The following is a 13464-nucleotide window of genomic DNA, read 5'->3' as shown; positions in this document are numbered from 1 at the left end:
GAGTTCGCAGATCGTCTCGAGGGTGTGGATCGTCGTGGCCACGGCGGCGTCGGTCAGGTGCTCGCCACCCACGCGCTCGTACTCGTGTTGCACGGCCGGCCCGGCCTTCACGAGGGACCGGCCTGCGGAGGTCAGCGTGAGCGCGTGCTCGCGACGTGACGCGGACGACGTCTTGACGGCCGGCCATCCTCGTCGTCGAGCGGTGTCGACGTGCCGGCTGACCGCACCTTTCGTCAGGCTGATGAGGTCGGCGATCTCTTGGTGCGACGGGGGAACCTGGCCGGCATCGGCGATCGACCGAAGCCCGAGGAACAGCGTTGCGGGCGAGGACGGTGCGACGCTCGGTCAGAGCCATGAGTGGATGATGGCCGCACAAAAACGTGCAGCGGCCCGACCACCTGGCCTCCTGGACTCTCGTCATGTTCGAGTACCACGGCTGGATAGCGCTTCGCCCGACCGCCGAAGCGCTCGACGACGAACCACCCCTTCGCCTCGACGAAATCCGAACCCTGGTCGCCAAGGTCGGCCGGCTCGCCCCCGGTTCATACGGGCTGCTGTACGTCCACGACGACGAACACCCCGAGCACAGGCTGAGCTTCCGCGTCTTCCGGTTGGCCCGGGGGAGGGTCACCGAGCACGCCGACCACCTCTTGTCACCCGTGATCCCCACGTTGGAGGACGCGGAAACGAGTTGAGCTTGAGAACCATGCGTCCGCTCGGCAGGAGCGTGCGGTGCCGGCGAGCGGTCAGCGGAATATCAAGCACGAGGACCAGGACAAGGCCGTCGGCCAGAGGTCACGACCTGCGCGCGACGTAGTTCTGCAATCGGGTCCACTCATGCTCGGCGGCCTTCAGGTGACCAAGGTCCAAGGCCATGCAGACCCGGCCATAGAGGTAGTGTGCGTTTTCCCGGTCCTGATCCCGGAGCAGCCGGAAGGCGTCACGCGCTCTGATTTCGAGGAAAAACGCGAAGTTGGCCAGTTCCTGCCGGTGAACCTCATCGCAGTCCTCGCGCAGTAAATCCTTCACGTGGTTGCGGGCTTGCGCGTCTTGCTCACCGGGGGGCAACTCGCCGGGGTAATGCTGATCCTCGCTCCATCGTCGGGCCAACTCGACCAGATCGTCGATGTGCTGCTGAACCATCTCTGCCGGGACCGAGCCGGCCATTGCATCGGGGATCGCGGCAAGGATGCGGTCGAACTCTCGTTGCGCTTCGGCGTCGCTGCCCACCTTCAGAGCCAGGAAGCCCGTCCAGTGGTTGAGCTGCTGGAGCACGACAGCGCGCAGCCATACCTCGTACATGTCGACAACATTAGAATTCGATACGTCCAAGTCAACCAGGTTTGTCTTGAGAAGACTGCTTCGACGGTTCCCGACGCCGCGGCTCGCTCGCATGGCAGCGATGCGGCGTGTCGTCGACGGGCTCACCGCGGCCGAACTCGACGGGCCTCGCGGTGTTCGAGGAAGGTGTGCTTGAACGGCAATAGTTCCCGCGTGGACCCCGACCAGGACGATGCGCGCCCCGGACCGCGAGCGGGTGCCGGCCTGACCCGTCCTGGTGCATGATGGACCTATGACGGGGCCGGTGTACGAGGATGTTCTGTCCGAGTACGCCGGCCTTGAGTCGTCCCTGGCCGATACCGCCGTCCTTCGCGACCATCTTCGGGCCCGCCGGTTGCGCCGCTGCCTGGCCGAGCTGGGGCCGCTGCACTCGGTCGCCGTCCGGCTGCCGGCGGTCGAAGAGGACCTGGCGGCGGCTGTCGAGCTGGGGTGGGAGGCCGAAGCGGAAAGGTTGTCAGCGCAGGTCGCCGGGCTGCGGGACGATCTGGCCGGCCGGCTGGCGCTGCGGGATCCCCGGGACCCCTTCGACGTGGTCGTCTTCGTCGAGGGCGACGCGCGATGCGTGGCGTTGCAGGCGAGCCGTTATCGCGATCTCGCGGCGGAGCGCGGCTGGAGCGTGCAGGACCTGGACGACAGGTCCGGACCGGTGGCGGCGTTTGCCATCACGGCCCGCGAGGGCGCCGGGGGGCCGTGGGGAGCGCTCAAGCGCGAGAACGGGCAGTACGGCGCGGACGGCGGGCTGCTGGGCGGGCCGGGCGATCTGCCGGATGGCCGGGCGGACGAGGTGTCCGCCCGGGTGACCGTGGTGCCGGAGGGCCTGGATGTGCCCGACCCGCCGCCCGGAGACCTGCGCCTCGATCTCTACTGCACGCGACGGCCGGAGCAGCCGCCGGATGTCTGGGTGACGCATCTGCCGTCGGGCATCCAGGTCCGGGGTACGGGCACTCGCTCATTCGAGGCCAAGGCGGCAGCCCTGAGACAGATCCGCGCCCTGCTCGCGGCCGGCCGTCAACAGAGTCTTGCTGCCGAGTGAGGCCGTAGGCGGATGATGGGAGACCCATCAGCCGCAGAACCGTGGGAGGGATCCGATGGCTGTCGGAAGCCAGCAACGCCGTCAGGAACGCAAACCTCTCATCGAGGCGCAATTCTGGTCCGCGCACGTCGAGACAGTGCTCGATCTGCTGGAACTGGCGGACATGGCGTGGCACGACTGCTACGGCCCGCGCGAACTGGAGCTGCCGTCGCAGGTTCTCGAGGATGTGCTGCTGCTGGCGGACGGTGATCTCGTGAGGCTGGTCCGAATCTCCCGGGAGGCCGTTATGGACTTCCGAGACGTCCGAATGGCCGCGGACGACAAGCGGGCAAAGAACCGGTGAGAAGCCATTGTCCGCCGCAACCGAGCGTGCGTTCACCCGTCGGTGCCGGACTCCGGTGACGGCCGGAGCCGGGTGAGATTGTCGATGAACAGGGTGAGGGTGAACTCGAACCGGTCGTGGCCGGTGCCGGAGATCAGCTCGGCCGCGTAACGCCGGGTCTGCGGGAACGTGTCGGCCGGCAGCGCGGTGAATCGGCTCAGCAGCTCCTCGCTGCTGAGGACCCATTCGTGGTCCGGGTGTTTCCGCCGCTGCCGGACCAGCGACTGCTCCAACGCGTAGGCGCTGACGTAGAGCGACAACGCATCCAGCACCCAGGCCGCGGTCTGCGGCGCGATTCCGCCGGCGAGCACGATGGCCAGGAGCCCTTCACGCACGCGCAGTGCATCGAGGTTGGTGGGGACCATGCCCAGCGCAGCGCGGGACACCCCCGAGTATTTCAGGTACTGGTCGCGAAGTTGCGCGTACACCGCGAGAATCTGGTCGCGCCACCTGGCCGGGTCCGGTTCGGGCAGCACGATCTCGGCGCAGATCCGGCCGACGAGCAGATCGTCGATGTCGTCCTTGTTGACGATGTGCGCATACAGCGACGACGGCCCGGTGCCGAGGACCGCGGCCACCCGGCGGATGGTCAGCGCGTCGTAACCCTCGGTGGCCACGACCTGGAGGGCGGCGTCGGCGATCCGGTCGACCGTGATGGGCTTCTTGCCCGGTGCGGACGCTGCGGGACCTCCGCCGGGCTGGGCGTGCCGCGCTGCGCGGCGTTGCCGGGGATCGGACGTCATGCCCTCATCTTAGCTTGACTCGAACTAAGTTCGCCAAGTAGTACTTAGATCGTTGAGAAGAACTTAGTTCGTTACGGAGGTAGGGATGCGAGTTTCCGTGGCCGGAGCCGGTCTGGGGGGTCTGTGCCTGGCGCAGGGCCTGCGTGGGGCCGGTATCGAGGCCGAGGTCTACGAGCGCGACGAGGCGATCACCGCGCGGTTCCAGGGTTACCGGCTCGTGCTGAACCCGGCGGGGTTCGAAGCCTTGCGCGGTTGCCTGCCGCTGCGGTGGCACCCGCTGCTGGACGCGATCGTCGGTGACGCCTACGGCGAGCGGCTGATCCTGGACCCGCAGCTGAACCGGATCGGCGAGCTCGGCCCCGGCCGGACCGGAATCGTGGTCGACCGGCACGTGCTCCGCCACCTGCTGCTGACCGGGCTCTCGGTGCACACCGGAGCCGCGCTGAGCGGCTACGAGGTGCTGGACGACGGCAGGGTGCGGGCGCGGTTCGTCCATGGTGCTCCGGCCACCGCCGATCTGCTCGTCGGGGCGGACGGGGTGAACTCCGCGGTCCGCGCGGTGCTGTCACCGCAGACTGTCCCGGCCGACACCGGTGTCCGGTTCGTCATCGGCCGCACCCCGCTGACCGAGCGCTTCGCCGGGCTGTCTCGTGCCTTCGGCTCGAAGATCGCCGGTGACGGGGTGAGCCTGCTGCTCGGAGCGATGCGTTTCCGTACCCCGCCGAAGGAAGCGGCCGAGCAACTGGCGCCCGAGGTGACCCTTCCGGATATCCGCGACTACGTGCGCTGGGCCATGATCCTGCCGCCCGGCGGTTCGCTCGACGCCCGTAGTCCGCGGGACGCGGCACTGTCCATGATGGAGGGTTGGCATCCGGACCTGCGGGCGCTGATCGAGCAGGGCGACCCGGACAACAGTGCCCTGCTGTCCATCCGGGTGGTCCAGCCACGTCAGCGCTGGTCGCCCGGTCCGGTCACCTTGCTCGGCGATGCCGTCCACGCCACCTCGCCGACCGGCGGCAACGGCGCGAACACGGCACTGCGCGATGCCGGCTTGCTGCGCCGGTGCCTGATCGACGCCGCCGAGGGCCGCCAGGACCTCCTCGGCGCGGTCGGCGACTACGAGCGGCAGATGTTCGAGTACGGCGCCGAAGCCGTACGCCACAGCCTCGACGCGCTTCCCGCGTTCGTCCCGGACGCGAAACCGCAGCCGGCCCGGCACTGCCGCTGAGCGCGTCGACGGACTGTCGACGGACCGTCGACGGATCCTGCGACGGTGGCACAAATCCCTTCCAGCACCGGGAGTGTGCGTGAATCGGAGCAAACGGCGGGTGTTGCTGGTGACCATGGCGATCGCCACGTTGTCGATCGGGACTGCGGTCGCCGTCCAGGCGGCCGGGGCGAGGGCCGGCTCGGGGGCCGGCGGGTGTTTCGACCCCGCGTCCTTCGGGGCCGTCCCGGACGACGGCGGGGACGACCGGGTGCCCATCCAGGCCGCCATCGACGCGGCGAGCGGTGCGGGCGGCGGCACCGTGTGCCTCGGCAGCGGGCGGTGGCGGGTGACCCGCGCGCCCGTGGGGTCCTACGACCGGGTCGCGGCGCTGTCCACGCACGGAGCGCACGTGACGTTCGGCGGCACCGGGCCGGGCACGGTGCTCGAACTGGCCGGGGACCAGCAGGCAGGCGCGGTCTCGGTGCTATCGATCGACCCGGGAGCGGCCGACGTCACCGTGGAACGGCTCACGATCGACACCTCGGCGACGACCGACACCGACGAGCAGACCCACGCGATCGCAATCGGCTCCGGCGTGTGCACGACGGCGAACGGAACCTGTTCGATGCCGGTCACGGACGTCACGGTGCGGGACGTCGTCTTCGCCCACCCGTCGGCACCCGGTGCGCGCAAGGGCGACTGCATCCGGGTGCTCGGCAACACCCCGGCCACCGCGGTCAAGCGCGTGACGATCTCGGGCGCGTCGTTCGTCAGCTGTGCGCGTTCGGGTGTGGGCGTGCAGCGCAACGTGTTCTCGCTGGCGGTACTGGGAAACCACTTCGGCGAGCAGATCGGCGACACCGCCTTCGACGCGGAGGCCACCGGCGGTGACTGGGACGACGGCCTTCGGCTGGAGGGCAACTCCTTCGCCGATTCACAGGTCACCTCCAGTGCCGCGCTGTCGACCTACCGGCACGCGACGATCACCGGGAACACCTTCAGCGGCAAGGGACTCGCCCTCTACCGGACCGAGGACGTCGTCGTCGCCGGCAACACGTTCGACGTCACGGCCGGGACCGGTGGCGGGGTCATCGACTCGCAGAACGTCGCCACCCGCGACAAGATCACCGGCAACATCATCCGGCGGCACGGCGTGCCCGGGCCGGGCATCCGGATCACCCCGCACAGCGGCGGGATCCCCGCCCAGGTCACGGTGACCGGCAACACGATCGTCGCGGACGGCAACGCGGACGCGATCTACGGCGATTCGGTGCACGAGATCGGCATTCGCGACAACGACATCACGTTCACCGAAGCCGCTCCCGACGGTTCCGGAATCACGCTGCAGGGCATCACCGGCCCGATCGAGGACGCGATGATCACGGGCAACACGGTGACCGGCGCGAGTCCCTACTTCGCGGCGATCCGGCTCGACTCCCGGCCCGGGCCGTTCGGCGGCGTCACGGTCGCGCTCAACGCGTCGCGCGGTGCCGCCCGCTCGCTGCAGTGCTCACAGCGGGCGCCGGGCGGCTTCCCGCCGTCGATCGTCTCGACCGGCAACCGCTGGAACACCGCGCCGACCTGCCCGGTTGCCGCGCTTCAGGCCGGTCAGTAAGGAGCAGGAAATGGGCTCCGCTCCGAGTCGTCGATGGCCTGACCGAGCAGCGTCAACGCGGACCGGGACGGGGAACCCGGCTCGGTGGTCGCGACGACGACGGCGGGGCCCGGTCCGCTGGTCAAGGTCTGCTGCATGACCGTCAGCGTCCCGACCAGCGGGTGCCGCATCTCGTACGCGGCGACGGCGCACGCTTTGACGCGGTGATCGGCCCACCCGGCGGCGAACTCGGTGCTTTTCGAACTGAGCTCACCGATCAGCGCGTACAGCGCCGCGTCGTCCGGATGCCGGCCCGCCACCAGGCGCAGGTTCCCGACGACCGCCCGGGCCTTGCTCGGCCAGTCGGCGTAGAGCTCGCGAGTGTGGCTGTCGAGAAACACGAGCCGGGCCATGTTCGGGCGCCCCGACGGCGTCTTCGGCGCGTCGAAGTCCAGGTGACCGGCGAACAGCGCGTGCCCCAGCCGGTTCCAGGCCAGCACGTCGGTGCGCCGGCCGAGCACGATCGCGGGCACGTCCGCCAGGACGTCGAGCAGCTGGCTCGCTGCCTCGGTCACCCGCTCCGGGGCCGGCCGCCGGTCCCGGGGACGGCGGCGGTCCGCACGCGCCAGGTCGTGCAGGTGCCGCCGCTCGGACTCGTCCAGCCGCAGCGCCCCGGCGATCGCGTCGAGCACCTCGGCGGAGGCGCTCAGCGACTGGCCCTGCTCGAGCCGCGTGTAATAGGAGGCGCTCACCCCCGCGAGCAGGGCCAGCTCCTCGCGCCGAAGCCCCGGCACGCGCCGCCGTTCGCCGTAGGTCGGCATCCCGGCGGCCTCGGGATGCAGCTGGGACCGCCGCGCGTGCAGGAAGGTTCCGAGCTGCATCTTTCCGGTCATGGACCCAGTATCGACCAGGCCGGGCGCGCTCAGCCTGCCCCAGCCGGGGATAGGCAACGCCGGGGCTGGCTCCGGCCGTCTCCCGGCGGTGCAGTGACACCGTGAACATCACCTTCGACGCGACCGATTTCGCCTTCACCAGGAGCGCGTGGGTCGACGCCACGCCCACCCGGGTCTACGAGCTGATCAGCGACGTCTCCGCAATCAGCCGCTGGAGCCCCACCGCGGACGGCGTCTCCTACGACGAAGGCGCAGGCCCGTGGGCCGGCGCCTGGTTCAGCGGCGCCAACCGCAGGGACGGCAAGCAGTGGACCACGCGTTCCCAGGTGGTGCGCGCCGACCCCGCGGCGGCGTTCGGCTTCGTCGTCGGTGGCGCCGACGACGGCATCGTCGGCTGGGACTGGACTTTCCGTCCCCAGGGCCGAGGCACCCTCGTCGAGCAGTCCTGGCGGCTCCTGCGCCTCGATCCGGTGCTGGGCCGGACCCGCGCCGACCTGGACGCGCTGCGCCGCTACATGGAAGGCAGCGTCGAAACCACGCTCACCGCGCTCGCCCAGTGGATCGCCGAACAACACCCGGCAGGCAGCCGGATCGACTGACGTCGACTCGAACCGTCTGTCCGCAATGGACGGTCGACGGGGTTGGGCGGCCGGGATGCCGAGCTGCGTCAGTGGGAGATGGCGAGCAGGTGTTTTCCCAGCACACCGCCGCTCTCGAATGCCCGGTGCGCGGCGGCGATGTCGGTCAAGGGGTACACACTGTGCACGGCCGGGCGCAGCGCGCCGGAAGCGACATAGCCGGCCAGGCCGTCCAGCACGGAGGAGCCGGGGTTGGCGCTGAACGTGCGGATCCGCCGGGCGCCGTGGATGGTCGATGCCGCGATCGCGGCCAGCGCGGGACCCGACAGTCCGATGGTGACCATCCGGCCGCCCTTGGCGAGCTTGCCGCGGTAGCAGTGCAACTCGGTGCCGACCGTGTCGAGGATGACGTCGAACGGCCCGAGCTCGGCCGAGGTGGTGGTGCGGTAATCGAGGACTTCGTCGGCACCCAGGTCACGCAGGGCCGTGGCGTGGCTGTCGCGGGCCAGCGCGGTGACGTGACCGCCCATCGCGTGCGCCAGCTGCACCGCCGCGGTCCCGACCCCGCCCGCCGCGCCGCGGATCAGGACGCGCTCACCGTCGCCCAGCCCCACGCTGTCGCGCAACGCGATCAGCGCGGTGCTGCCCGCGACGACCAAGGACGCCGCTTCGACCGAAGGGACACCCTCGGGAGCGAGCCCGATGCGGTCGGCGGGAACCACGACGTACTCGGCCGCCGCCGCGGTGGCGTGCCGCTGTCGCGGGTGCACCATGCCCCACACCCGGTCCCCGGCGCGGTAGCCCTCGACGCCGGCGCCGGTCGTGACGACGACACCGGCGAAGTCCAGGCCGACACCGATCGGGAAGGAGCGGCCCGACACCATCTTCAGCCCACCGGCGCGGACGATCGTGTCGTGCCCGTTCACGCTGGCCGCCTCGACCGCCACCAGGACCTCGCCGGCGCCGGGGGAGGGGCGCTCGGTCTCGGTGACCCGGAGGACGTCCGGCGTCCCGAAGCTCATGATCTGCGCGGCCTTCATGTCGCGTTCCTTTCGTGATCGGCTGGTACGACACCGATCCTGGGCCCTGTTCGCGACAGCACGGTCGTTCGGGTTTTCCTGGGACAACCAGACCCACCCTCGCCGGTCACCGCACCGGCATACTGGGGCGATGACCGAAGACCCCCGCCGTGCGCTCGCCGATTTCCTGCGGACCCGGCGAACCCGGCTGCGGCCGCAGGACGTCGGCCTGGAGCCGGGCCCGCGGCGGCGCGTCGCCGGGCTGCGCCGCGAAGAACTGGCCCTGCTGGCCGGGGTGAGTTCGGACTACTACCAGCGCATGGAGCAGGGCCGTGACGTGCGGCCCTCGGATCAGGTCCTCGACGCCATCGCCCGGGCGCTGACCTTCTCCGCCGAGGAGACCCGGCACCTGCACAGCCTCGCCGCCGCCGCGCGCACCCCACCCCCGCCCGTCCGCGGATACCCCCCGGAGGAGGTGCCGGCGACCACGGTGCGGCTGCTGCACGCGACGACCTCGCCCGCCCTGGTCGTCGGGCGCTTTCTCGACTTGCTGGCCTGGAACCCGCTGGCCGGCGCGCTGCTCGGCGCGTTCACCGAGCTGCCCCGGGCCGAGCGGAACCTGCTGGCGATGCTGCTGCACCCGGAGGCCGACCAGGGGTGCCCGGAGCGGGCGGCGACCGTCGCCGAGCTGACCGGAATGCTCCGGGCCCAGGTCGCTGCCGAGCCCGGGCACCCCCGGGCGGTCGAACTGGTCGGTGAGCTGGCGGTGCGCAGTGACGAGTTCGCGACGCTGTGGGCCCGCCACGACGTCGAGGACACGACGCGCGGCCGGATGCGCGTCGATCACCCGTTGGTCGGCGAGCTGAACCTGGACTGGGACGCCTACCCGATGCCGGGCGCTCCCGGGCCCGTGCTCATCGTCTACACCGCGGAGCCGGGCGGCCCGGACCACGAACGGCTGCAGCTGCTGACCGGCCTGCTCGACGCACCCAGCAGAACAGCGCCGCCCGTCCGGCCGACGTGACGCACCGGCCTGCTCGCTTCCGGCCGCGCGGAGTCCACCGTCCTTTCGGGACAGCTAACCCGGACGGAGGAGATCACCATCGGCCATTCGGTCCTCCCGGCTAGGCTCGATGGCATGACTACCAGCGCGTTCGCCGCTTCCGCCGTCGTCGGCGACCTCCGCACCCTGTTCACCGGTGGCGTCACCCGGCCCGTGGCCTGGCGCCGCGCCCAGCTGACCGCCCTCCGGGCGATGCTCACCGAGCAGGCCGAGTCCTTTCTCGGCGCGCTGTACGCGGATCTGCGCAAGAACGCCGTCGAGGCGCAGCGCGCGGAGCTCGACCTGGTGATCGGCGAGATCGACCACACGCTGGACAACCTCGGCGCCTGGCTGTCGCCGGAGGGCGCCGAACTGCCGTCACGGCTGCTGCCGGGCGAGGGCCGGGTGGTGCGCGACCCGCTGGGCGTGGTGTTGATCGTCGGGCCGTGGAACTACCCGCTGCAGCTCGTGCTCGCGCCGCTGGTCGGCGCGCTGGCGGCGGGCAACGTCGCCGTGCTGAAGCCCAGCGAGCTGTCCCCGAGCGTTTCCGCGGCGATCGCCGCGCACGTGCCGGACTACCTCGACGGCGTCAAGGTCGTCGAGGGTGCCATCCCGGAGACGACGGCGCTGCTGGAGCAGAAGTTCGACCACATCTTCTACACCGGCAACGGGGTGGTCGGCCGGATCGTGATGGCCGCGGCCGCCAAGCACCTCACCCCGGTGACGCTGGAGCTGGGCGGCAAGAGCCCGGCGGTGGTCGAGCCGGGCGCCGACCTGGCGGTCACCGCGCAGCGGCTCGCCTACGGGAAGTTCGCCAACGCCGGGCAGACCTGCGTCGCGCCGGACTACGTGCTCGCCGTCGGCGGCACCGGAGCGGAGCTGGCGAAGCACCTCGACACCACGATCCGCGCGATGTACGGCGACGACCCGGCCACGAGCCCGGCGTACGGCCGGATCATCAACGAACGCCACTTCGACCGGCTCGCCGGCCTGCTGGAGTCCGGGCACGCCGCGGTCGGCGGTCAGCACGACCGGGCCGGCAAGTTCATCGCGCCGACCGTGCTGACCGGCGTCGAGCCCGACGCGCCGGTGATGCAGCAGGAGATCTTCGGCCCGATCCTGCCGATCATCGACGTGCCGGACCTCGACGCCGCGATCGCGTTCATCACCGGACGCGACAAGCCGCTCGCGCTCTACGCGTTCACCGATTCGGCCGAGACGAAGGCGCGGCTGGAGGCGGAAACGTCGTCGGGCGGCCTGGTCTTCGGCACCGCGATCGTCCAGCTGGGCGCGCCGGCCCTGCCCTTCGGAGGCGTCGGCGAGAGCGGCATGGGGCGCTATCACGGCCGCTATTCGATCGACAACTTCAGCCACGTGAAGGCGGTGCTGGACAAGCCGCTCACGGCCTGAGCCACGCGGCGAGCCGGTGAGCTCCGGGAAAATTTCCGCGGGGCCGTGTCGATCCGTGCGGCGGCCGTTCGACCTGAGGGCGCACGGGCCGGGAAGCGGCCCGCCGGACGAGGAGACCGAAGTGGCGAAGTACCTGCTGATCATGCGGGGCACCGACGAGTCGAACGCGGCCATGATGGCGAACATCGACGAGATGATGGCCACCAGCCGCCAGTTCATCGACGACCTGTTCAGGGCCGGCGTCTACGTCGCGGCCGAAGGGCTGGACGATCCCGCCAAGGGCGTAGTCGTCGACTTCGGCGGGGAGACGCCGGTGGTCACGGACGGGCCGTACGGGGAAACCAAGGAACTCTTCGGGGGCTTCTTCCTGATCGACGTCGCCTCGCAGGAAGAGGCCGTCGAGTGGGCCAAGCGGGTCCCCGCCGCGCCCGGAGCCAAGGTCGAGGTGCGGCGGGTGCCCGGTAGCGACGAGACCCCGAACTGAGCCGATGGGCGCCCCCGATGTGGAAGCGGTCTGGCGGATCGAGTCGGCGCGGATCGTGGCCGCGCTGACCCGGTTCACCGGGGACTTCGGGCTGGCCGAAGACGCCGCCCAGGAGGCGGTGGCGGAGGCTCTGGTGTCGTGGCCGCGCACCCCGCCGGCCGATCCGGCCGGCTGGCTGATGGCCACCGCCCGGCGGCGGGCGATCGACGTGATCCGCCGCCGGGTCGCTCTCCGGGGCAAGTACGCCGTGCTGGCGGCCGGCGAGGTGGTGACCCAAGAACCCGACCCAGACCGGATCGACCCCGACCGGATCGACGACGACGTGCTCGCGCTGATGTTCGTCAGCTGCCACCCGGTGCTCTCGCCCGAGGCCCGGGTGGCGCTGACCCTGCGGGTCGTCGCCGGCCTGTCCAGCCAGGAGATCGCCCGGGCGTTCCTGGTCTCCGTGCCGACCGTGCAGGCCCGCATCACCCGCGGCAAGAAGACGATCGCGGCGGCCGGGGTGCCGTTCGAGCTGCCGCCGCCCGCCGAACGCCGGGAGCGGCTGGGCGGCGTGCTCAGCGTGCTCTACGTGATCTTCACCGAGGGGTCGACGGCCACGTCGGGGGACCGGCTGGTGCGGCCCGACGTGGCGTACGAGGCGATCCGGCTGGCCCGCACGCTGGCCGCGCTGCTGCCCGGCGAGCCGGAGGTGCACGGCCTGCTCGCGTTGTGCGAGCTGACGGCCGCGCGCTTCCCGGCCCGGACCGCCCCGGACGGCTCGCCGGTCCTGCTCGAGGACCAGGACCGGCGCCGGTGGGACGTCTCGGCGATCCACCGCGGGCTGGCCGCGCTGGCCAAGGCCTCCGCGGGCGGCCTCGGCCCGTACGGCCTGCAGGCCGCGATCGCGGCCACGCACGCGGCGGCGCCCTCGGTCGAGGCGACCGACTGGGACCGGATCGTGCTGCTCTACGAGGCACTGGGCCGGGTCGCGCCCTCGCCGGTGGTCGAGCTCAACCGGGCGGTCGCGGTGGCCATGGCTTCGGGGCCGGAGCCGGCCCTGGCGATCGTGGACGACCTGGTCGTCTCCGATCGGCTCTCCGGTTCGCACCTCGTCCCGACCGTGCGCGGCGAGCTGCTGGCCCGGCTGGGCCGGCGGCCGGAGGCGCGCGCCGAACTGGAGCTGGCGGCCCGGCTGTGCGCCAACGAGCGTGAACGGTCGGTCCTGCTGCGCAAGGCGGCCGAGCTGGACTGACCGCGCGGGCGCTCAGCTGGGGCCGTCGCGCAGCACGCCGCGCACGTGGTCGACGGACAGCGATTCGGGCTCGAAGCCGGTCAAGATCCAGGTCGCGCCCGCCCGCGCGTACGCAGAGCTGTCTTCGCCGGGCTCGACCTCGGCGACGTAGTCGAACGGCCCGGTTCCGTCGCGCAGCGCCTCGACCTGGGCCACGGCTTCGGCGAACCGGTCGGCGGAGCCGAGGTTCACCGGGAAGTAGCCGTCGAGCCGGGCGGCCCGGCGCATCGGGCGGGGCTTGCCGGGGAAGCCCGCCGCCCAGACCGGGATCCGGCGCGCCGGCGCCGGCCGGAACCGGATGCCGTCCACCGTGAAGTAGTGCAGGGCGAGATCTTTGTTCGGTGCGGCCGAAGATGGCCTGCCAGGACAATCCTGGACGCCGGTCTGCCGGTCTGCCGCAGCTGGTCGTGAGTGGTAATTCGGGTTAGAACCCGAATAAACCCTCACGACCCCCCGCCCCGG

15 protein-coding genes are annotated in these 13464 nt (G+C 71.2%); 10 read left to right on the top strand and 5 right to left on the bottom strand.

Going from position 1 to position 13464, the window contains the following annotated elements:
• Positions 1-419 precede the first annotated feature (419 nt).
• Entirely contained in the window at positions 420-695 is a 276-nt protein-coding gene (locus tag ACLJQF_RS24435; protein WP_410611889.1) for an Imm7 family immunity protein, read from the top strand.
• Between the two features lie 100 nt (positions 696-795).
• Here ACLJQF_RS24435 and ACLJQF_RS24430 read toward each other — a convergent pair whose 3' ends face one another.
• On the bottom strand, positions 796-1302 hold the full coding sequence (locus ACLJQF_RS24430; protein WP_410611887.1) for a hypothetical protein: 507 nt from the start codon (positions 1300-1302) through the stop codon (positions 796-798).
• Between the two features lie 271 nt (positions 1303-1573).
• On the opposite strand from ACLJQF_RS24430, the gene ACLJQF_RS24425 reads away from it, so the two are divergent.
• On the top strand, positions 1574-2374 hold the full coding sequence (locus ACLJQF_RS24425; RefSeq protein WP_410611885.1) for a hypothetical protein: 801 nt from the start codon (positions 1574-1576) through the stop codon (positions 2372-2374).
• Between the two features lie 55 nt (positions 2375-2429).
• Positions 2430-2717, top strand: coding sequence for a hypothetical protein (locus ACLJQF_RS24420; RefSeq protein ID WP_410611883.1), 288 nt, complete (start codon positions 2430-2432; stop codon positions 2715-2717).
• A 32-nt stretch (positions 2718-2749) separates the two neighbouring features.
• Here the strand turns inward: ACLJQF_RS24420 and ACLJQF_RS24415 are convergent, their stop codons facing one another.
• Positions 2750-3499 (bottom strand): TetR/AcrR family transcriptional regulator, encoded by a 750-nt coding sequence (locus ACLJQF_RS24415; RefSeq protein ID WP_410611882.1) that lies wholly within the window; start codon positions 3497-3499, stop codon positions 2750-2752.
• Positions 3500-3584: 85 nt separating this feature from the next.
• Here ACLJQF_RS24415 and ACLJQF_RS24410 point away from each other — a divergent pair, with 85 nt between their 5' ends.
• Positions 3585-4727, top strand: coding sequence for an FAD-dependent oxidoreductase (locus ACLJQF_RS24410; protein ID WP_410611880.1), 1143 nt, complete (start codon positions 3585-3587; stop codon positions 4725-4727).
• A gap of 79 nt (positions 4728-4806) precedes the next feature.
• On the top strand, positions 4807-6324 hold the full coding sequence (locus tag ACLJQF_RS24405; RefSeq protein WP_410611878.1) for a right-handed parallel beta-helix repeat-containing protein: 1518 nt from the start codon (positions 4807-4809) through the stop codon (positions 6322-6324).
• Here the strand turns inward: ACLJQF_RS24405 and ACLJQF_RS24400 are convergent.
• Positions 6318-7196, bottom strand: a complete 879-nt coding sequence (locus ACLJQF_RS24400; RefSeq protein WP_410611876.1) for a helix-turn-helix domain-containing protein — start codon at positions 7194-7196, stop codon at positions 6318-6320. The genes ACLJQF_RS24405 and ACLJQF_RS24400 overlap by 7 nt on opposite strands.
• A gap of 101 nt (positions 7197-7297) precedes the next feature.
• Here ACLJQF_RS24400 and ACLJQF_RS24395 point away from each other — a divergent pair, with 101 nt between their 5' ends.
• Positions 7298-7795 carry an SRPBCC family protein gene (locus ACLJQF_RS24395; protein WP_410611874.1) on the top strand — a complete coding sequence of 166 codons (498 nt, stop codon included), beginning with the start codon at positions 7298-7300 and terminating at the stop codon, positions 7793-7795.
• Positions 7796-7863: 68 nt separating this feature from the next.
• Here ACLJQF_RS24395 and ACLJQF_RS24390 read toward each other — a convergent pair whose 3' ends face one another.
• Positions 7864-8814 carry an NADP-dependent oxidoreductase gene (locus ACLJQF_RS24390; protein ID WP_410611872.1) on the bottom strand — a complete coding sequence of 317 codons (951 nt, stop codon included), beginning with the start codon at positions 8812-8814 and terminating at the stop codon, positions 7864-7866.
• A gap of 130 nt (positions 8815-8944) precedes the next feature.
• Between ACLJQF_RS24390 and ACLJQF_RS24385 the strand changes: the two genes are divergently transcribed.
• The 4 genes from ACLJQF_RS24385 (at position 8945) to ACLJQF_RS24370 (ending at position 12963) form a co-directional block, all read left to right on the top strand.
• A complete protein-coding gene (locus ACLJQF_RS24385) occupies positions 8945-9817 on the top strand; it encodes a helix-turn-helix transcriptional regulator (RefSeq protein ID WP_410611870.1) in 873 nt (290 codons plus the stop codon).
• Between the two features lie 114 nt (positions 9818-9931).
• A complete protein-coding gene (locus ACLJQF_RS24380) occupies positions 9932-11245 on the top strand; it encodes an aldehyde dehydrogenase family protein (protein WP_410611868.1) in 1314 nt (437 codons plus the stop codon).
• A 121-nt stretch (positions 11246-11366) separates the two neighbouring features.
• Positions 11367-11729, top strand: a complete 363-nt coding sequence (locus ACLJQF_RS24375) for a YciI family protein (RefSeq protein WP_410611867.1) — start codon at positions 11367-11369, stop codon at positions 11727-11729.
• Between the two features lie 4 nt (positions 11730-11733).
• Positions 11734-12963 carry an RNA polymerase sigma factor gene (locus ACLJQF_RS24370; RefSeq protein WP_410611865.1) on the top strand — a complete coding sequence of 410 codons (1230 nt, stop codon included), beginning with the start codon at positions 11734-11736 and terminating at the stop codon, positions 12961-12963.
• Between the two features lie 12 nt (positions 12964-12975).
• On the opposite strand, the gene ACLJQF_RS24365 is transcribed toward ACLJQF_RS24370, so the two are convergent.
• Positions 12976-13311 carry a hypothetical protein gene (locus ACLJQF_RS24365; protein ID WP_410611863.1) on the bottom strand — a complete coding sequence of 112 codons (336 nt, stop codon included), beginning with the start codon at positions 13309-13311 and terminating at the stop codon, positions 12976-12978.
• Between the last annotated feature and the right edge of the window lie 153 nt (positions 13312-13464).

This window comes from Amycolatopsis sp. lyj-109, assembly GCF_046548995.1.
Classification (GTDB): Bacteria; Actinomycetota; Actinomycetes; order Mycobacteriales; family Pseudonocardiaceae; genus Amycolatopsis.
This window is presented reverse-complemented; position numbering and strand designations above follow the sequence as displayed.